This is a genomic window from Acinetobacter sp. NIPH1876 (assembly GCF_022808535.1).
Lineage (GTDB): Bacteria > Pseudomonadota > Gammaproteobacteria > Pseudomonadales > Moraxellaceae > Acinetobacter > Acinetobacter higginsii.
In genome coordinates this window covers 12,632-34,130 of sequence record NZ_JALGBR010000024.1, presented here as the reverse complement: position 1 = coordinate 34,130, position 21,499 = coordinate 12,632, and the positions used below count along the sequence as shown (strand labels likewise).

17 protein-coding genes and 2 pseudogenes are annotated in these 21,499 nt (G+C 32.6%); 8 read left to right on the top strand and 11 right to left on the bottom strand.

What is annotated here, in order from left to right:
- Positions 1-317: 317 nt before the first annotated feature.
- Positions 318-2,465 (bottom strand): glycine zipper family protein, encoded by a 2,148-nt coding sequence (locus MN869_RS19255; RefSeq protein ID WP_243309132.1) that lies wholly within the window; start codon positions 2,463-2,465, stop codon positions 318-320.
- A gap of 605 nt (positions 2,466-3,070) precedes the next feature.
- Between MN869_RS19255 and MN869_RS19250 the strand changes: the two genes are divergently transcribed.
- From MN869_RS19250 to MN869_RS19240, 4 genes are read left to right on the top strand one after another with little or no spacing between them, the layout of a single operon-like run.
- Complete coding sequence (locus MN869_RS19250) at positions 3,071-3,325, top strand: hypothetical protein (RefSeq protein WP_004991929.1); 255 nt, start codon at positions 3,071-3,073, stop codon at positions 3,323-3,325.
- 2 nt (positions 3,326-3,327) lie between these two features.
- Positions 3,328-3,456 (top strand): hypothetical protein, encoded by a 129-nt coding sequence (locus tag MN869_RS20445; protein WP_004991931.1) that lies wholly within the window; start codon positions 3,328-3,330, stop codon positions 3,454-3,456.
- Positions 3,457-3,681, top strand: a complete 225-nt coding sequence (locus MN869_RS19245) for a hypothetical protein (RefSeq protein WP_004991939.1) — start codon at positions 3,457-3,459, stop codon at positions 3,679-3,681. It abuts the gene before it with no gap.
- Between the two features lie 14 nt (positions 3,682-3,695).
- A complete protein-coding gene (locus MN869_RS19240; protein WP_004991941.1) occupies positions 3,696-4,340 on the top strand; it encodes a hypothetical protein in 645 nt (214 codons plus the stop codon).
- A gap of 60 nt (positions 4,341-4,400) precedes the next feature.
- On the opposite strand, the gene MN869_RS19235 is transcribed toward MN869_RS19240, so the two are convergent.
- Positions 4,401-5,711 (bottom strand): hypothetical protein, encoded by a 1,311-nt coding sequence (locus MN869_RS19235; RefSeq protein ID WP_004991944.1) that lies wholly within the window; start codon positions 5,709-5,711, stop codon positions 4,401-4,403.
- Positions 5,712-5,797: 86 nt separating this feature from the next.
- On the opposite strand from MN869_RS19235, the gene MN869_RS19230 reads away from it, so the two are divergent.
- The 3 genes from MN869_RS19230 (at position 5,798) to MN869_RS19220 (ending at position 8,480) form a co-directional block, all read left to right on the top strand.
- On the top strand, positions 5,798-6,025 hold the full coding sequence (locus MN869_RS19230) for an AlpA family phage regulatory protein (RefSeq protein WP_004991946.1): 228 nt from the start codon (positions 5,798-5,800) through the stop codon (positions 6,023-6,025).
- A 286-nt stretch (positions 6,026-6,311) separates the two neighbouring features.
- Entirely contained in the window at positions 6,312-7,400 is a 1,089-nt protein-coding gene (locus tag MN869_RS19225) for an inovirus-type Gp2 protein (protein ID WP_004991948.1), read from the top strand.
- Positions 7,401-7,472: 72 nt separating this feature from the next.
- Entirely contained in the window at positions 7,473-8,480 is a 1,008-nt protein-coding gene (locus MN869_RS19220; protein WP_004991949.1) for a hypothetical protein, read from the top strand.
- A 32-nt stretch (positions 8,481-8,512) separates the two neighbouring features.
- Here the strand turns inward: MN869_RS19220 and MN869_RS19215 are convergent, their stop codons facing one another.
- Positions 8,513-9,244: a Fic family protein gene (locus MN869_RS19215; protein ID WP_004991951.1), complete on the bottom strand. Its 732-nt coding sequence runs from the start codon at positions 9,242-9,244 to the stop codon at positions 8,513-8,515.
- A 413-nt stretch (positions 9,245-9,657) separates the two neighbouring features.
- On the opposite strand from MN869_RS19215, the pseudogene MN869_RS19210 reads away from it, so the two are divergent.
- Positions 9,658-10,821, top strand: a pseudogene (locus MN869_RS19210) (integrase arm-type DNA-binding domain-containing protein).
- Between the two features lie 83 nt (positions 10,822-10,904).
- Here MN869_RS19210 and MN869_RS19205 read toward each other — a convergent pair.
- From MN869_RS19205 to MN869_RS19170, 8 genes and pseudogenes are all read right to left on the bottom strand, one after another.
- Complete coding sequence (locus MN869_RS19205) at positions 10,905-11,906, bottom strand: nucleoid-associated protein (RefSeq protein WP_243309130.1); 1,002 nt, start codon at positions 11,904-11,906, stop codon at positions 10,905-10,907.
- A gap of 1 nt (position 11,907) precedes the next feature.
- Positions 11,908-13,761: a DUF3732 domain-containing protein gene (locus MN869_RS19200; RefSeq protein ID WP_243309128.1), complete on the bottom strand. Its 1,854-nt coding sequence runs from the start codon at positions 13,759-13,761 to the stop codon at positions 11,908-11,910.
- Positions 13,758-14,204: a three component ABC system middle component gene (locus tag MN869_RS19195; RefSeq protein WP_243309126.1), complete on the bottom strand. Its 447-nt coding sequence runs from the start codon at positions 14,202-14,204 to the stop codon at positions 13,758-13,760. Before MN869_RS19195 ends, MN869_RS19200 begins: the two co-directional genes overlap by 4 nt.
- Positions 14,204-15,448: a hypothetical protein gene (locus MN869_RS19190; protein ID WP_243309125.1), complete on the bottom strand. Its 1,245-nt coding sequence runs from the start codon at positions 15,446-15,448 to the stop codon at positions 14,204-14,206. The genes MN869_RS19195 and MN869_RS19190 overlap by 1 nt, the downstream gene beginning before the upstream one ends.
- 147 nt (positions 15,449-15,595) lie before the next feature.
- Positions 15,596-16,608, bottom strand: a pseudogene (locus tag MN869_RS19185) (HNH endonuclease).
- Between the two features lie 82 nt (positions 16,609-16,690).
- On the bottom strand, positions 16,691-17,245 hold the full coding sequence (locus MN869_RS19180) for a hypothetical protein (protein ID WP_243309123.1): 555 nt from the start codon (positions 17,243-17,245) through the stop codon (positions 16,691-16,693).
- Between the two features lies 1 nt (position 17,246).
- The gene (locus MN869_RS19175) at positions 17,247-18,587 is read right to left on the bottom strand and encodes a hypothetical protein (RefSeq protein ID WP_243309121.1); all 1,341 of its coding nucleotides are present in this window, start codon (positions 18,585-18,587) and stop codon (positions 17,247-17,249) included.
- On the bottom strand, positions 18,571-21,483 hold the full coding sequence (locus MN869_RS19170; protein WP_243309119.1) for a hypothetical protein: 2,913 nt from the start codon (positions 21,481-21,483) through the stop codon (positions 18,571-18,573). The genes MN869_RS19175 and MN869_RS19170 overlap by 17 nt, the downstream gene beginning before the upstream one ends.
- Between the last annotated feature and the right edge of the window lie 16 nt (positions 21,484-21,499).

Genomic DNA, 21,499 nt, shown 5'->3' with positions numbered 1-21,499 from the left:
AATGTGGTCGGTGTGACCAAATTGGTTAAGGTCGTATTTGATTGTTGTGTACTTGCTTCAACCAATATCACATTCGTTGAATGACAAAAGGGACAGCTCAAGCTCATGGCTCGACTCCTTAAATTTTGGGCACAAAAAAGCCCGCTCGAAGGCAGGCTTTATTTTCATATTTTCATGTGATCTCAAAAGAGCTTCATGATTCTCATTAGGATTCTATATATCTGAAATTATTTAGAATAAATTAAAATTTACTTTTCCAATTAGTAAATGATCTCTCCAATTTTTTTCAAATACAACTATTGATATTATTCCAACACTCAAGCAGGTTTAAGCTGATGAGAAAGATTAGGCTGTGCTGAATCGGGTTTAGCAAGTTCTCTATAAATATCTAATTGACGATTAATTTCATTAATTTTTGACTGTAGATCAACTGATATAAAATTACTTGATTCACCAATAGCCACCCAACCAGCTTGAACTTTTTCCATTTCATTACCTTTTTGCAACTTATGTAAGATCCATTGGTTCAGATGATAAGCACGCATATAGGCTTCATGTTGATAGATTAATAAAGTACTAAAAACAATAATACGATCAGCATTATTCAACATATGAGTTTCAAAACTTTGTAGCTGTTTGAATAGCACATTTGTTCGATGGATCAATAAATTTTCATTGAACCACGCTGCGAATTCAATGAGTAATTTCACTACGATATCTCTTTGATTACACAAAGCTTCTCGGTTCATACTATTTGCACCCGTAGAACCAGCAACACCTCCCATATATGCACCAATACCACCCACAACAATGACTCCGACACCACCTGTAGCAAGACCTGCTAATGTGCCGAGCAGCATTGATCCTGCCATTGCACCTCCAGCAATGGCAGCAGTTTCTTTGCCAACATTTTTTAAGTATTGCTCGCCATCCACTTTACCAGAATTAAAATCACCATAATTACGATACGCTGCTAAACCAATCGTTAATAGTGGGATTGGTAGCATATCCCCTACACCAGCAAAATCTGCAATCCCCTCTAGTCCTGCCCCTGTGGTTTCCTGAACAGCTTCATAACTTAAAGCTGTATCCACTAAAACCATTGGATGATTACCTAGCTGCTCTGCAAGTTCACTGTTCACAATTACTGGAATATCAGGATACTTATCAAAATGACTTAATACATAATCAGCATCCATTGAGCACTTAACTTGCATAGGTGTACCATCAACAATCAAATCATAACCTGCTTGATTTGCACTGTCGGGGAATTCAACGGTATGCCCTTGTTGTTGTAGATTCAGTGCAACCTGTTGTTCAGCAACATAACCAGTTAAACGTGTCACTGCTCCTGCACTATCTAGTGTGTTCGCTGAAATGTCTTGTAAAGTATTAAAGTTCTCAGGATTTCCTTTTGATGCAAAGCTCAATGCATCTAATACAGATGGATCAATATGTGCATAGTCCCAAATTAAGCCTAAAGAATATGTGGATGTCATTAAGCCCACCCCCATCTTTAGTTCTTGATCTGATAATATTTTTTCGAGCTCTTTTTGTGCTTTTTGATTTTGATTAAGGCACTCAACAATTTTTTGATTTTTCAAAAGTTTTGGTGCACTCGCAATAATTCCCTCACTATATGGAATCTGCGAATCACGCCCTCCAAAAAATGTACCAACTCCCTTACTAAAACTATTTAGCCCACGTCCCATGTCAGCTAAGAAATTCGTATCTTCAGGACGAGTTGCAATAACGTCTTCTGGTAAAAGGGCTGTTATAGCACGATTGAGTAGATTCCCTTGTAATGCTCTATCTTTCGCATCGTCTATAGAGCAAAGTAAATATACAGCATATTGCAAATCACCAAACTCTCCTTTTTCCTGATTATAGATAACATTCTTCCGCATTATTAAGCATTCAAGATAATCAAAATATAATGTTTCTTGATAAGGACAATGCTCAAAATAGTACTCAAACTTTTCTATAGCGCTAGTATAGATTTCACTGCGTTTGTACACTATCGCCTGTGCTTTAATGACAGCATTGCTAGGCTCACGCTCAAATAAAATTTTTAAGATCTCTCGACTAATCTGTAAATGTTCACTTTTTTCAATCTTCGATAAATACCGACTGACTAATTCAGAAATATTCATCGACGCTTGATGCTTGAGTTTGAATAAAATACATTGCTCTAACCAAGCATAATTTTTTGCATGCCCTTGATAGTGAGGGATAAATACTGTTTCAATCAATTCAACCAATTCTAAAGAAACGCCAATTTCCTCAAAAGAATTGATAGAGAATTCCCATTTTTGTGGAATAGTCACACTAAATAAACGAGAGAAAAACCCCGAATTAAGATCAGCTTTTTCTTGAGTAACTAACATCAACATATCTTCTGGAGTAAGTGTATGTTTTTGAGTTTTAATTCTATCTAGTCGTACTTTAAGTAATTTAAAATTCATATATACCCCTAATTTTTTGAATTTTCAGATAATTTACTATTTTAGACATCAGAATTATATTACTTAAAATTGAAAAAGTACTAGTGTATTAAAAATAATAAAACTATTGATTTATTTATATATTTTCATAACCTCGATTGACTAAACTCACCCTTAATTTTATCATTCAACTGCTGACCTACATCGTCAGTCGGTTTTGACAGACCGCTTACCCAAAGCACACTAAAAAGTTTATCTTTTTGGTGGGCGACCCTGCGTGCCCCCTCTGCGGCGGAACGGGAGGGGGACACCTTCGGGTGTGCTGATCTTTTTGGGTATCAGTCTGTCAACCCTCTTTCGTTTCGCCACCATTATTTGACAGTAATGCGGTGAAGCTTCTTTTATACCCAAAGGAGTCATACCCATGACTAAGTTTTTCCTATCTATATTGTTCTCCCTGAAACGATTTTATATTCCTCTGTTGCATTAACAGCATTCATAAATTTTTGCTTATTTGACTGATCTAAACGCTATCTAGCCTTGGAATGCTTTGTCGCATCTACACTTTAGTCAATTCAGCAAAATTTATTACACATCAAATAACACAATAAAAATTAGGGGAAATGATGAAAACGCTTACTTCGCTTGTACTCATCTCACTTGTCATGATGACAGCAGGCTGTGCCAGTAAAACAGAACGTCAGTTTATCAGTGGTTGTAAAACAGGTGGCATTGATGGCAATACCTGTTCATGTATTTACGACAAACTTGAAAATAAATATGGAGAAGATGGACTTAAAGAAAATCTCTACACCTTGCAGCAAACTGAATCCTTCCAAAGAGATATGGTCAATATTTCCTATCAGTGCATGAAGGAATAACCATGAGAACACTTGCTGGCATCATCTGCATCATTGCAGTGATTTGCTTTTTAGGTTTGCCATTTATTGGCTTCATGATCGTGATGGGACTATTTATCGCATTAGCAAAATTTGCAACTGGGGGAAAGTAAATGAATTCAAATATTAAATCATGGATGATCAGTGGCTACTTAGTGATTGGTTTTTTCTTTGCCATCTATCAACACTTTTGGGGGCAATACAACTATAAGCCATTTACCTATAATTTAGGGCAAGGTTTGGTTTGGCCTGCGGTAATGTTTCCAACAGTGGGAAAAATCGTTGGTGGAATTTTAATTCTATGTTTGGTCGGATTTCTGACCATGCGCTCTAAGTAAGTGAGAGTCAAGCCATGAAAAAATTACTGTCCACTGTAGCACTGTCAACTTTACTGATTGCATGTAGTCAGAACAATCAGCCAGCTCAGAAAAGTACGAAAGATCAAACATCCAGTTCACCCGTCCAGACAGAGCAATCCAAATATGCTCCATATAGCAAGGATGAAGTCGAAGCCAAAGTACAAGCCTTAACTCAGATTATAGAAAATGATACCGAGTATCTGCCTGCGGCAGTTAAAGAAGCGCAGTCATTTCTTGAGAGTTGGGATAAACATCCTGAAGCACTCAAATCCATGATGGAGTCTGATCTTGATCCAAACAGTCCTGATTACAGCAATCATATTCCTATGGAAACGGAACAACCTGCATTATCTGTTCGAGCTCAAATTACCAGTCGGGAATCTCAATCTGCCTTCAATGTACAAGGAGCGATCGAATATATTTTAGAAATTCAGTCAACCAACGATCAACCTTTTGTCTTACAAGGTATGAGTATTAATCGTGGTCGTTGTGGTTATTACACCGCAGATTTCCATAGCAAGATGCCTGTACAAATGAGTTATAGCTCAACGGTATCGTACTTGTTGAAGTGTCGTGGTGATCAAGTCCTTGAAGCTGAATTGACAACCGATCAAGGCAATGTGAGTTTGTCTTTTTAATGTCAGGCTATAAAATAGAGAGAACACGGTTAATGTTGGTGTTCTCTCTTCTGAATAATATTACTTACGTTCACAAAAATTATAATCTACTGATTTTTCTGAAATTTTAAGAAAATCCACTACATGAGATTTATCTTGAACGGAATTTTCTTGTTTTAATATTTGGGGTAATTGATGTAACTTTTTTCTTCTCTCAAGATTCTTTCTAATTGACTCATGCTTTAGAGATAAACGTATCTCACTGTTGGTTAATTTTATTTCTACACCTTCCAGCCCCTCTTTGTAGGACGGATGCTCAAACTTATAACCACTATCTGCTATTTTATTAAGCTCAGTAGTCAAAGCCGTATATAAAAATTTGTTAAAACCATTTGGTTCAGATAGCCCATTTTTACAATATTCATCTTTTTTAAACATACAAAAATATTCGAGTATTAATGTCTCATATGCAACTAATGTAGACTTTTCTTTCAGATGTGCATTTTTTTTAGAAGTTAATTTTTTTGATAAAAATTCAAGAATTTCTTCCAGTTCTTCAATATTTTTCCAAATTTTTGATGTTAGGTTTTTATTCAATAGTAAGTACAGAGCATAATAATTTGAAAAAAATATTTCATGGAATGAAGAGTCCTTACCTATAGGAATTTGAAAATGTAAAAGTCCTTCCTGCATTTCCACAATTTTATTTTCACTATCTCGCCCAACCAAGTTACTCCAAGATAGATGGTTTAATGGTTGCAGTAATACTGAACTAGCACCACGTTTCAATGTATCTATTGGAGTGAGAAAATTAACTAAAGCATAGTAACCTTCGAAATTTTCCTCCCTATAAGATAGAGTCTGCAATCCCATAAAAAACTCTAAATACATAGGAATTATATATTTATCTAAATCTAACTGAGTGCGATAGCTCAAAGCAGCTAAATCATAGCAACTAGCTAATTGCTGTACTTCTAAATATATAGCATTAAAATCAGCGTTTTTTCGAATTAAAGAAAATACTTCAAAATAAGCTGAATGAAACTCTCTAGTCGAATTGAGATTAAACCAATTATGGATCGGATTCTTAAAATCTTGTCCATATTGAGCATTCCCCCAAAAACAGGCTATCACCTCGCAATTAAAATAATCTTGAGAATTCAGATTTAGGATTTGTTCTACCTTACCCATAGATGGATGTCGGTTTTCCTCAATAGTAGCCCATGATTTTTTTAGAAATAAATTCAGAACGTATTTATTTAACTCTTTCAATGAATTTAATAATTCAGGCTGAGATTTAAGTAGAGAAAAATGATCAAATTCTTGTTCAATAAAGCTTTGAGTGCGTATTAGACATGCTGTCTTAAGCAGTTCTTTTTGCTTCTGATTCATTTTTCCCCATTCGGAATTAGATCCGCTGTTTTTTGTCCGAAGACTTGCTGTTAATTTTGACTTATTCAATCACGGAGTCAAATCTCATGCAATCAGATATATATCCAAGACCAACCATCCTTCGATTCAAAGAAGTAATTGGCTTTACGGGTGTAAGTCGCTCAGTCATATATGAAAAATTAAATAAGAAATCGAAAAGTTACGATCCATCTTTCCCAAAACCTATCAAGCTCAGTTCAAATGCTGTTGGGTGGTTTGAGCATGAATTAGTTCAGTGGCTTGAGCTTAAAGCTAAGCAACGTTTTACCTGCTAACTTTCCAAATCGACTTTCAACTGCGAAAGTCGATATTTCTGAAAAATAGATGAAATGGATTGTCGGAATTATGGTTCTCATATTTTTCAATAATTTAGGATTTTATATTTAATTAATAAGTACTAATAATCAATATATTTTATTGATAAATAATACTTTTAATTAGATTTATTATTCATTCAACAACTCTTCTAAAACCTACATCAAATATATCACGATTCATACCAAGGCTATCCATGCCTAGGTAGGGATTCACTTACTTAAAATTTACCTAAAAGAGCATTATATGAACACAGATCTAAATAATTATCCTGATGATAATTATGAAAAATATTCCATACATGAGGTGGATGATAAAAGCATTGTAATAATTGATGATCCAGAAGCATTACAGAAGGATAGAATCATTCAACTCATAAAAAAAACGCACAAAGAGGGAAAGTTTTTAATCTACGTCCTTCATCCCGATAAAAAGCAATCTTACAAAATTAATCACAGGCCTTTACATGATGCATTAAAAAACATTGATCCACGATTTATATATGATGTCACTTACACGAGTGCTGAGACTGACCTATTTCGTAAGATATACGTAGAGTGCTTCCCTGCACATATTGTAAATGATACATCTACAAACTTTTGGCAACTTGCTCACAATGAGCAAATAGCGATCAGCCCAACTCATTACAAGCCTAAAGCTCAAATTTTAAATGAGTTCTACCAACGTCTCTTCAAGGCATTATCGAATGATATAGACTATAAAAAAGCAGTAGAACTACGCAAAGAAAAAAGCTTAAATCAGAACAAGAAGGCTAAAAAGCTTATCCAAAAATTAATTATTAAATTCAGTAAATTACTGGTAATTCGAATTGATTTCTCCATTAATCGAAAATTTAAAATCACACTTGAACTACTGAAAGCATACTTGAGCATTTTCTTAAAAAAACTCCATACGCCAAATGACAAAGTACCACCAATTGTCGGTTTTATCTGGAAATTAGAATATGGAATAAAAAAAGGCTACCACTATCATTTTATTTTTTTTATGGATGGCAATATCTATTGGAATCATTCTTTCTATGCAGACCAACTCTGTAAATTATGGATGAGCATCACTCAGAACAAAGGATATTACTATAACTGCAATAACAAAATGAAATCCTACAAAAAACTTGCGCTTGGGATACTTGTGCATGATGACCATGAAAAAATTGACACATTGCATTCGGTCGTAGATTACTTCACCAAAGCCGATCAGTTCATTATCGAAAAAACACTTAAGAACCATCGTACTTTTGGCTATAGCACTCGCAAGCTTGAAAAAAGCAAAGCTGGAAGGCCTCGTCAGATCAATGCAGGATCAAATTTAGGCTAATTCAGACCATCTAAATAATGCTCTCAGCCATAGAGAGCACCAATACCCATATTTAAAAAAAGTGAGACCATAATGAACATGTTAATGCAACCTACCAATACGACAGAAAGCACCAATCTACCTTATTTTTGTATGGGTGAGTTTAACCTATTCAATATGCAAAGCGTTTCGGAAATCGCTACGAATCCGAGTTATTTGCCTTTCAAAGAAAAATTTAAAAAAATCAGTCGAATCTCTACTCAATACTATGTCAGTAATACTCCGCATACAGATCATGTATTTGAACTACTACTGAGCTTTCAACCAATTAATGTTCAATTACGAGAACACTCACTATTCAAAATCAGTCAAAGTGTAAAGGCTGTGCATCAGGCATATGTAAATTTGGGTTACAATTCAGATGGACCTATTAATCCAATGCTGCTACACAATGAATACTATGTTGAGCAGATAAAACCTGTTGTAGATGCATTCATATATGAATTGAAAAAGCATTCAACCAGTAAAAATGCAATCGCTGATCGTGATAAGCGTATTGCATTAATCAAAGAAATACGTAAAGAAAATGTACCTGTGATGAAAAAGTTATTCAAAACTCATCAACAATTTAATCTAAATCATTTTACTTATGTGTTCCACATGAATGAGCATGAACTGTTTAAAGCAAATAAATCTGTGGAAAATGCTTTGACCCAAAAAATGCGCAGCATCATCAATCATTTTCATGAAAAACATCAATCAGAAATTTTAGCATTATTTTTTTGTATACAACGTGATTTATCTGATAACTATGTCTTAAATGTGTATTGTGCGACAGAGCGAGAATGCCAGCCTCTATCAATGAAAGATTGCATCAGCTTTCGTGATAATGGCACTCTTAATTTTGCACCACTTACGAAGATCACCATGAGTATTTTTGAATTTCAAAGTTCAATGAATATTCAAGGTGTAGACGGTATAAATGAAAAGATATGGAAAGTCATTTTTGGGCAACAAGTTGAAAAATACAAATATACTTATTATGAATCTGAATTCGTATCACCAAAATTCATATACATAGAGTGTGATAGCAAAAATTAACGAGGAAGGGCTTTTACCCTTCTTTTACTTTCCTAGATTCCTAAAACTGTTTGATATGGCTTGAATCCTTCCAATACAACAGCAGCAACTAAGCTATTAAATGGCTCACTATTGCCATACGCCATCCATTGATCCAGAGCCTCATAGTAGGCTAAGCGATTTTCTACAGTAATCACACTCGGTGGATAACCTGCTTTCATCAATTCAAGATTCATCAACAATCGAGATGTACGTCCATTCCCATCCACAAAAGGATGGACACCCACAAAATCAGCATGAACTTTGGCTGCTCGCTCAATTGGATGCAATGTATGAGCTTCCATGTTATACCAATCTATAAATTGAGCCATCTTGTCATTGAGCAATGTGTGATCTGGAGGATTGGTGGTAGCACCTGAGATTAAGACATTTTGCTGACGATATCGTCCTGCATTCTCATCATCAATATTTTTTAAAATCAATTGATGAATATTACGAATTTGCCACTCTGAAAACGGTTCTTGTTTTTTTATAATATCTTCGACATATAAAATTGCATCACGATGGTTGATCGCTTCAAAATGCTCCCTTAACGCTTTCCCACCTACGGTAATTCCTTCTAGAACTACTTTGGTCTCTAATAAAGTTAAAGTGTTACCTTCGATGGCGTTCGAATGATAAGTCCAGCGTAAGATCAAGTCTTCATGTAGATTTTTAACAATTGCAGGTGAAAGAGGTCGATGCTGATCTAATTTAGCTTTTAAATCATCAATGATCTCAAACATGGTTTATCTCTACAGATGCAATCAAATGATCATACATGAAAAAGTCATAGCAATGAAATCTGATAGCTACAGCATCACATTGATGTATAATAAGAATGGTTCTTCAAATGCTAATCTAAATTTTTTATAGGCTGGGGGACGATTGGGGGATCAAATAAAATTAATTATTTTTTATTTAAATATTATCAATTGCTTAACCTTTAAATATGATTCCCTCTCTCCCGCCAAGTTTATTTTCTATGATATCTCATAGAGTCCGAAAAAGCTTAAATCTAAACGGTTTAGGCTTTTTTTATTGCCTTATGTTTTTCCAATTAACCCTATTGAATTCTGAGTTCGTAGAGGTATAACTCGGAAGTATTAATAAATTATTCCCATATTTATACCCCAAAACATCTGCGGGAAGCGTTGCAATGCTTACCGATACTCAGGTCAGAAAGATCAAGCCCGCTGAAAAGAAAACCTAATATCCTGATGAAAAAGGCATGTATCTGGAAGTTACACTTTCTGGTGAACGCTTCTGGCAGTTAAAATATCGGTTTAATGGTCGTGAAAGTGCTTTAACTATTGGCAGCTATCCAGAGATTTCACTTGCCCAAGCAAGAAGAACTTGTGATGAAGCACGCTTAAACTTAAAAAATGGCATTAATCCCAATGAAGCGAAGAAACAAAAAAAACTGCAAGTCGATGAAAGTACCCTTTTCAGAGCACTTGCAATGGAATGGATGCAAGACCGTAAAGCCGTTATAAAAGAAGCAACTTACTTACGTGATTTATCCGTATTTGAAAAAGACCTTTTCCCGGCCCTAGGTAATATGCCAATTGATCAAATTAAGGGGAAAGACGTATTAGCTTGCGCCAAAAAAATTGAAGAGCGTGGTGCACTGGAAATGGCAAAACGTTCAATACCTTTAACTGGTCGTATTTTTCGTTTTGCGATTCGTAAAGGCATTATTGAGAATGATCCTACTCCACACTTAGGCGAGGCTCTCAAACCTCGTAAAGTAAAAAATATGGCTCGTCTAGACATTTCCGAATTTCCTGCTTTTCTTGAACGTATGGATCGCTATCATGGCAATCTCGTGATTAGATCAGCATTACAGCTGATGACGCTCACTTTTGTCAGAACAGCAGAGCTTAGAATGATGGAATAGAATGAGATTGATTATGAGAATCATTTATAGTGTATTCCAGCACACAAAATGAAAATGGCTATGCCTCATATTGTACCTTTATCAAAACAAGCCTTAGAGATACTAGAAAGGATTCAACCGATTACAGGCATAAAACAGTACGTTTTCTATAATTACAGTACCGCAAAGCCAATTAGCAGCAATGCTCTTTTATGTGCAATTCGAACGATGGGATATAACGGTAAAATGACTGGTCATGGCTTCCGTGGGCTTGCATCTACAACCTTACATGAGCAAGGCTATATGCACGATGCCATTGAAATCCAGCTTGCACATAGGGTTGGAAATGCTGTATCTCAAGCTTACAACCATGCACAACACTTAGAATATCGAATAAAAATGATGCAAGAGTGGTCTGATTTTATTGATAGCTTAATAGCTTAAGACAATAAATTACTATTCATACACAAAATTAGATTTTTTAAAATCAACCCGAAACTATTAAAAAATTTAATAAAACTTGAGAATCAATCTTCTTCATAGTAAATCTTATAAAACTTACCTTTCCCATCAAAACCTTTCTCCATTAAATTAAGTTTATCCTTAACATGTATTTCAAAATTATTATCTAATTTAATTATTTTTTTAATCATTTTTTTATGTTTTTTTATAGCACTTTTAGAAATTTCAAATTTATCAAAATTTAAATCTGGACTTTTAATGTATTTTTCACTTAAACAGTTTTTTATATCTAGATCATCCATATGTTTGTTAAAAACATTTATATTAAAATCTTTGTGATCTTCAAAATATTTAACAACCTTAGATAAATTTTCGATTTTTCTCACCTTATCATCCGTATAAATTTCATTAATAGTCTCTTGCACAGTAGCTAAACAAGATTTTGTGATAGAATAAGAATTGTTAATTTCGCATACGTGCAAAAAATCATCAATCCAATATTTTGTATTATTACTAACAAGATCATTCACCAAATAAACCACAAAACCATTTTCACTTTCCAAGTTTAAAATTAAACACCCCTTTTCTAGTTTACTCAGACTGATCCCACTAATGGATTCAAGAAAGATTCCCTCATCATTATTTTTAATATTAAGAATATTTTCCTTATTCTCTGATTTAAAAATTACTAAACATTTAACCATTTTTTCTTTATATTTGCAGCTTTCTATGTAGGAGAAACACAACTCACCAGCCTTTACGGAAGCATGAGTACTTTTTTCATAGAGGAACCTAGAAATATTTTTAGTCTGATTATCAAAATTTCCTTCACTCTCAAATATTTTTTTTACAAAACCATAAACTGGATTCAACTCTAAGTCAGTTTCAAAGAAAAACTTAAAACTCTCCTCAGAAGTAAAACTTTTACTTATTAAATTTATCAAATGAGAGTCAATACTTGAAATATCCTTTTGATTTTTAGAAAAAATCAACCCATCTCCTTTACTCTTATTACCAACATGGTGTACAACAAACTTATTTAATTGATTTATCTCAAATTTAAACATATTATTTCTCAAAGATTTCTTTTGGAATTAAAGCCTTACCATTAACAAACTCTCTAACCACATGGAAATTTAAAAAATTATTTGATTCCCAATAACTTTTAGGAGCATGCTCAATAAGAATAATTTGAAAATCATATTTTTTCAAAACCTCATCCATAAAAGTATTTAACAATTTAAAAGCATCTATTAATTTATTCTTATCATCATTACTTTCACGACCACCATAGTAATAAGGAATACTAGGTTGATCAATAAATAAAAAATTGAGTACGAAGCGATCTTCCCTAGATAAAATATGTTTATGTAAACCTAAGAAAAAACATAAATGTAAAAACATATAATTTGACTTACTACCAACATTATCAATAGGAAAATTAAATTGATCATCATCAGGTGAAAGCAATAGTTGCATCTGACTAATATCAAAATTAGTTTTATAACTCTTATAATTAACCATAGATTCTATAATATTGAAACAATCCTGAATTGAACTATTTAAACCATTTATTGCATTATATCTATCGTAACTAATTTTAAACAAATTATCCAGATCATCTCTATAACTCAATAATTTAGCTTTACTATCAAAATCAATACTTCTTTTCCTATTATTTCCATCAGATTTTATTAAGTCATCATACTTATTCATAATTTCAACAAAATCAAAAGCTTTGTTGTTCAATTTCTCTATTCTATTCTGAATACTGTAAATTTCTTTTTCCCTATCCATTATTTCCTTATATTCTTTTTTCAACAACTCAGAGTTACTACTATCAAAATTATAATCAACATTCATCTCATTACTCTTCTCTTTAATTCTATTAAGAGAACGTTCAAGAGAATTTATTAACTCATTCACAACATAAGTTTTAAGTATTTGCTCATTAAATATAGATCTTAGGTATGTAATTGGTTCCAGACTATCAGAATTTTTATTTAAATTTTCCTGATAAATCTTATACTCATTCCTGTACTTCCGTATAATATTTAGTTCAATATTAATTTCTGCTTTCCTCTCTTCTAAAGCAATAAGCTCTAGAGAATAATCATCACTCTCAAAAATATTTTTAAATTCTTTTATCAAATTATCAATTGCACTAACCTTACTTTCATCATCTAAACCTTTTGGCAAAAATTCCTCATAGACACACTTATAATAAAGTAGATTTAATTTATCATTATAACGTTTAACTGAGTTATTATAGTTTTTCTCAGTTTTTTCAAAGTCAATTATTTTTTGATTAATAATTTTAAGCTTTTCTTCTGCTTTAACTCCTTCTAGACTATTTACACCTATAGCAAGTTGAAATAAATCTTCCAATCTTGTATCGAAATTTTCATTTCCAAAAAAATCTGTATCAAAATATCTATCTTTCCCTCCAATAATTGATTCTGTTAAAGCATTAAACAATAAAAAATCTCTGTATGATATTTCAAACCCTTTCTCTAGATAAGTTGTATCTAATGGGTAAGAAAAAGAATTTTTAATCTTTAATTCTTCATCAAACTTTTGCTTTAATTCTTCAACCGTTATATTTCTTGAGAATTTTTCATAAAATCCTATATCACTAAAAAAAATCTCTCCCGAAACCCCACCTCTTGGGCTCTTCCTAGCAATATACCAATCTTTATTATTGATTTCTAAAGAAATTGCAAACCAGCTAACTTTTTTCTGAATGTCGTGAGGTATATTACTCCGAGATGCCATTAGACAATAATCTATTATACTAAAAATACTTGTTTTACCTGTACCAGAGTCACCTGTAATTACATTAATTTTATTAGGTATAAATATATACTCTTCATAGCGAATACTATCAAAATACAGACGTACAGATTTGATTGTAAAATTCATAATTGGACACCTAATGCTTTATATAAGTATTCTGTTGGATATGGTTGAGTAGCTTCCAGAAATATAGGAATAATTTTTTCTATGTTCTTCAACCGTTCACTGAGTTCTGAGTCTCTAAAGTTATCATTTATTAAACTAATATTACCTTCAACATCAATTTTAACAACCTTAATATTAAACAATATCCCTAAAGAGTTAATAGTGATAGGGAGTAATGATAAAAATCTAGCATTAAAGTTATAAACCATACTTTCTTTACTTAGAAATTTAATTAAGTTGAAATTATTATCCCTACTTATAAAACTAACTGTTTTATCATCCAGCAACAAAGGTAAAATCAAAAATACTCTAGCATAGTCCATATTACTAGATTGCCTTAAAACAGACATAAGAACACAACAGCCAATTGCCTCATTATTGTAAACATAATAATTATTTTTCATTACTTATACCGCTCTTTCCAATTATAATGCCAACCTATTTCCATCCTATCAGACAAATTATAAAAATAACCATTACTTAGCCTTTCATTAAGCTCTTCATAACCTCCTATTCTAATACTTCGCTCTACTACTAAATCATGAATTTCACCTGCTAATTTCTTTATTTCTTTATCCAAAATCTCTAAATTACTACCACCTCTTATTTTAAATACTATATCTCTATATAAACGATTAAATTGCTTCTCCCAAAAATATTTACTTTCATTATTTAATGACTCAACATCTAAAGGCAAAATTACATTTTTTCTTTTCCAATATTCAAATCTATTTATGAAATCAAGCATAATCCCAGTATATCGCTTTATTTCTATATCATCATCAATATAAACCACACCAATATCTATTAGTTGTTCAATAAATTTTTGCTTTTCCATTTTCTCTGGATACTTAAGTTCCATTTCCCTTTCAGGCGGGTCAGGTAATTTACCTTTTCCCATTCCCTCATGAAAACAATACCCATATTTTTCAACAAAATCCTCATAGGATATTGTAAATTTTTTTCTGCTTGCTATATCCAAATATAATTGATCCAATATTAAAGTAGTAAGATTTTTATAAATTGCCAAATAATGTGGATTATTAAAAGACTCTTGTTTTACTCTTAACCTTAAGCTTTCAACGATATCATTTATATTTTTAACTCTTATTTTTTTAATAAATCCTTCCAAAATATCTTCATCCAGCCCTAATAAACTATTTATACAATCTATCACCCCTCCATTTTGAGTACTTTTTTTCGCCAAACTTTCCACTTGATTAATTATATTTTTTATGGATGGTTCAACTGTAAATAAAAATGGGAAACTATCTGCTGAAATATTTTTATTAGTTATTAATAAAAAATTATATTTCTCTAAAAAATTTTTTTCATTTCCAGAAGACTTTAATAACTTAATCCAATTAGAAACGGTTTTCCATAAATCAACATCTAGATCTGTTAAATTAATTTTTTCTCCAGCAGCATTTACTTGTACAGTATGTTTAAGTTGTGACAATACACATGTACCATTTCTCATTTCAACATGCACATCTTCTTGTACTTCAAATCCCACTTCCTCTCCAATCCTAAGATCGAGTACACAATGTAAAAAATAATAGAATTGAAAAATTCCACCAATTATTTGTTCCCCTGCACTGAATTTTTTCATTAATTCTTCTAATGCTGTTAAATCAATTTCCTCCATAACACCTCCTTTCTTTATAATTTAATTTATAAAATAAATTCTTAATAAAATTTTAACTAACGTTGATTTTATTATATACAAATTTTTACAAAAGAAAAATTAATAAAATTATAATTAATTTACTATTTAGTTTTAATTAAATATAAATTAATTTTTTCTTTCTTCATTCCAGAGTAAATACCCATTTTTTCTCTCTGCCTGTTTATAGGCCTATCTGAAACATTATTCGATCTTTCAATATTCGTCAGAAACCCAATCTATGATAGCTCATCTGAAATAACGTTATCAAAGTTTTAATTTCGCTCTTGCCACTGCAACAGAAACTCTTCGATGCCAAGAAATCACTTTTAGTTAAAGTACACTTTTCATCTGCGAGCATAAAATTACGACCTGTATCTGCTGGGTACATGGCCCAAGGTATGAAATGGTCCACAGCCCATTTACTTTGCTTAATTGGCTTTTGACAGTAAAAACACTTACATTCCTGTTGATCAACTAGGAACTCTCCTACCTGACGAAGCTATTACAGCTTGGTTCAAACATAAATGTTACTAAATCGGGTAAACCATCCAGAACCTATAAATTACCTTTATTTAACCTGATAAAATCAAATCATTTTTTCTGGCATAGTCCTTCAATAATTTCACTGAATTGACCTAAGCAATACATGATATTTGGCAAAAATATGAGTTGCTTTCGATAATCTTCTAAATGATATAAAAACTCAACATTTCGACCTTTCATATTTTGCAAGTAAGTTACAGGCATTCTCTTAACGATGTCAGCCACTTTCTTTTTCAATTGCAGCCAGTACACCTGATCTCATCTGGCTAAGGCAAGGGATTTATAACTTTGTTGGGCAGTATGAATAAGTTGATAACTCCTCCTTGCTTGCCATTATTCTGTTGTAATAAAAATGGTTCATTTTCATTAAAATGGAAGATTCTGTTTCCAATATAAATCTATAAATTTTTCTGCAATATCCAGATAGTCTAAAGTTAAGTTTTCTCCAGTATCACTCCCCTGCCTGTACAATCTCCAAGCGAGAGAGGCTCATCAATAAAGCAAATTTATAAGTCGAAGAAAAACTTCCTGAATGTAAAATTTTGCTGGATCTGTTTAAGAGACTTGAGTTGCTGCTTTGGTATAGGTACTGACATTACTTATTCAATTTTGTTCTTGAAATACGATATTAAGCCTATTTTCATTATCAAAATAATATTTTTCATAATTAATATTATTTCAATCACTAATATCAATGCTGTATATTTTTTTTAAATCATCAAAAAACTTTTGTCCAATTGCTGACAAAATATAAGCCTGTGTATTGATTTTTTCCAATAAGATATGGCGTTCTACAAGAATATTCTTGATGCTCGATAAAAGATCATCTTCCTTTAGCCCCGTACGAATCAATAATTCTGATGTTTCTTCCATCTTTTGAATATTTTCAATATCTGCCAATGTCAACCCAGCATTCAAATTATTTAGTTTTTGCAAGCTAAAGTTGTTATTATTTAAAAACTTACCAATAAGCATTAATAACACTTGTGCTCTCATAGAAATATCTGTTTTTAAGTCATCGCTCGAATTTTCAGCAATATAAACATAGTCACCAGAAGTGATAAAATTATATCCAGACATTTCATATTGTTTACGGTAATCATCTAGATTATCCATAATTTCAATAAATAATGGATTTGCTATCCATGTATCATTTTCAATGATTTGACGATTTAAAATGCGACCATTCATCAATACATCATAAATTTTTACGCTTAACTGCATATTTAACATATTATTCACCGCGCTTAATTACTGAATATTCAAAATAATAATATTCATCCTCTAGTCGCCCACGTTGTCCTGCCCCATTTAGTTGACCATCACGTAACATCGGCATCATTAATTCCAATCCAAATAGAATATCTTTGAGTGAATAATCTAGAAGTCTTTCCTTTAACATTTCATGTAGATCAAGATAAATATCATTCATAACAAGTGGAAAATGTAATTTTGATACCAATTTCATAATTTCAGTTTTCCTGATTTCATCTAAACGAACTGTCGGAGCTAATGGTGTTTTATTAGCTATTTTCTTAACTGTCATCGGCTCTTGCCTTAGCCGTTCAAGATATAGACTAAACTGAAAATTATTTCCTTCTGGCTTTAATTTTAATTTAGCAGAATATTTTTTCTTATGATCAGATAGACCATCCATTACCGATAAACTCTGAAAAAATGCTGCTTCCGCCCGAAGCCTAGTATTTTTTATACGTCCATGTCGTAATGGCTGCATTTCCTCCATTAACCTAGCAAAGGCATTTTCGATAGCAAGATAATTCGATTTATCCTTACCTAGTTGATCCAAATAACGCCGTATTTTTTCTGAAATTTCTTGTACATCTTTATAGTACGAGGTAATAGCCGTGAGACGATAACTTAAACGATAAGCAAATTCTGATTGTCCTTGTTGTTCAAAATATTCCATGATCTCCGTAATGGCTTCATGGAATGATTTACCACGAAGAATTTGATCTGTCGTTGTGAAGTCTAAAAATGGTTTTACGTTACGATGAAATACATGGTTGACCTGAGCATATAAATCACCAATGGTCATTGTACTCATACCTGCTTCATAACATTTATATTCTCCAGAAAATTCAACAACACGCTCTTGTAAACTTTTAGTATTTTGCTGAACTTTGGAATGAATTTCACTTAATAGGTTTTTAAACGCATTCATTAATTCTTTTTGTTGGTCACTGCCTATATCTGCAACTTGTAATAGATCCACAAATGATACAGTACGTTTACGCATATCCTCAAATTCAGCATTGACCAATTGTTGAGAACGTTTTGTGTCTAAAAATGCTAAAATATCAAGTATTGGTTTAACAAGCACAACTTGTCCTGTGGATGGAAAATCTTGTAAGAAACCATTTTCTACCAATGTTTCTAAGCTTAAGATATGAAGATATGTCTCTTCTGAGCGGACATATCGCTCATAGTATTCAACATACATGGTACTGGGAAATTCTCCACCTGTACCATGCTCATTGATATAGTCAATAAATCTTAAAAAATGCTTTTTATGCTCAATGATTGCCGTCATAATGACATCAGGATTGAGTTTCATGTTCACCCCAATAGTTCATATGATGTGGCATAATATTCCATTGACATTCTGCATCCATATAATTTTTAGCACGATGTTGATTGATATAAATATATCGCCCTACTTCGCTTACTAGATAACCAGTAAACTCTGGAGTTGCACAAAAAATTGAAAATCCATATTCTCCAATTTGTTTAATTGTAGATGCTGCATTTTCTGCATCTAGCGCTGAAATTTCATCCACAATAATTGGCATGCGTACCAATGAATCTGCGACTTTAATTTCATTCAACAATACTGATAAAACAAATGATGTGATTGTCGTGGTTGTACCGCCAGATTGTGATTTTGTCACTTCTACATCGTCAATTTTATAACGATAATTGATTGATTTAATCAGTTGAGCCATTTTTAAACGACCTTTGACTTGATGCTTATTAAAGAACTCCATCAAGGATTTATAAAAATCTTCTTCTGGCAATGTGTCTCCACTCAAGACATGATGTTCCAATGCACGATCTAAAGCATCAAATTCTTCAATCGTTTCTAAATGTAAGCGTATTCCTGAAAGGTTCGAAATTTGATATTGATTGAGTTTCTGGTTAATGGTATTCACAGCCCGATTTAATTGCTTACGAGATTCTTTAATCTCATTGACTTGTGCTCGTATAGCTTCATTATGTCCTCGGACAGCATTACTCAACTGACGTTGCTCAAATGCAAGGTTATCAAACATCATTTGGTAAGCATCAACATAGACTGCAAACTCCTCCAAGCGATAACTTTCAAAATCTGGATTTAAATTTTCGAGCTGAATATCACGCATGAAATTTGTAAATCTTTGATGGAACCTTGAATGATTATTACTTATATTTCCAGCAATCCCCACAAGTCCAGTTGCTTGATTTTTTGCATTATCAACCGTGATAGATTCGACAGGCGTTAATTCTTCCTCAGAAAATCCTTTTTTATCTTGTAATACATAGAAACCTGTTGCTAAACGAGTTTGTTCAAGTATCTCATCACACTTTACTGCTTGATCAGAAAGACTTTCAAAAATACTATTCTCATTTTCAGCATGATTTTTTAAAGTCTCTACTGCTATCCCCTTGATGTTTATCATCTCTTGATATGATTCAACTCTCTCCTGATTTTCCAGAATTTCACTTTCGGCAAGTTCAAAATTCTTTTGATGTGTTGCTAGAGCTTGTAAAAGCTGGATATCTGTATCATTTTTTGAGATAGCATTTTTTAACTTATATTCATTTTGTCTGGAAATTTCTTGATCACCTAAAGAACGAATCAAGTCATGAAGTTTATTGACATCAATGAGATAATCTTGATATGAATTTTCATATTGCTGTAATTCATTTTCCAATTGCTGAACCATTTGTTCAGGTCTATATTCTCTATAGGTAATTTTCGTTTGCGTATTTTTAAACCTAAGTGTCGGCATCTCAATACCAAACAGATGGGTAAAATCATCAATAATTTGACGATCATTATCACTCAAGATATGGCTTACAGTAAGTAATGACGGATTTAAACTGTATAAAACTTGTGTACTGTGATCATTAAGTTGTTTTACCAATAAGCTGTTATCACTTTCTGATTTTAGCCGCTCAATTTCAGCACTTAATTGCTCAATTTTCCTTTTTGCCTCATCACGTAATCGGGTTTTGGTTTGCAATTCTGTTTCACGTTTTGCTGCATCTTGAATGAGTGTTAATTCAGCTTGTTTTTGTCGAGAATCCTCTTTTATGGACTCAATAATCTCATCATGACTCAAGTGACTTGGATAATCTAAAATTATGGTTTTAGCTCGCTGAATCTCAGTATAGTAATTCTTTTTATCACGCTCTCTGGTTTTAATAGTTGCTTCTGCTTCATTTTTCTGGCTCACAAAGCCTGTAATTTCTGCATTTAAAGATTTTAATTTTTCTTTGAGCTCAATAATAGTTTGTCTACGTTGCTCTTTTTCAGGTGTCAAACTTTGCATACGATGTCGTGCATATTGTTGCAACTGATATGACTGGATTGAATATATTCTGGCATCCTGCTGTAAGGTTTTAAAATCATTAAAAAGTTTTTCAAAAATTAGTTTTTTATTTTCTTTAAGCTGAATTTCTCTCCCTTGATCTTGTAATTTTAAGAAGCTTTGATAGGTTTCTTCCAATGATGTATCTAATTTCTCTTCATCACGACCACGCTGCATTTCTATTAAAGATGCAATTGCTATAGGTAAAACATCAGATACTTTACTCGACATTGCAAATGCTAAATTATAAATACGATTAAATGCCGTTACTGAATCCTTGTTATTATCTTTAAGGGGAACAATACAATATTGAGCATCTGCACTTCCCAAACGAGCAAACATAAGCTGGCGTAAACGAGTGGTATCAGTGACGATTTCACCACCATTTGCTTTCGTAAATTTGGTTAAGGCCGCAAGATTTAAATTTTCTGCGAAATCTTCTGTTACTTCATCCCAGAATAAATGCCTTAAAGCCGAATAAGCAACTGGAATAAATGCACGATGATATGAGTAAGCTTGATTTTTATCATTATTTGACGCACGGTATAACACCATCGTAAAAGTATGTGTTGGGTTCTGTACTTCAAGTATGATAAAGGATTGTGCAGTCGGAAAATAAAATCTAAATGATTGCTCACTATCATAAGGACCATCTTTGCCCTCGAAACCGAACTTACTGTAGCAATGTTTAAAATTGTTTTCAGGGAAAAGGAGTAATTTAGTCGCTGCCAAACTAGCTGTTTTTCCATTATTATTTCGACCAAACATTGCTAAATGTTGGTCAAGCAATAGCTCTGAATAAGCATGTTTAGCAGAGTTTATAAACACTAACCGTTTAAGTATGAACTCCATTGGAGCAAGGCTAAGATCACTTATCATTTAAAAAACTCTCTTG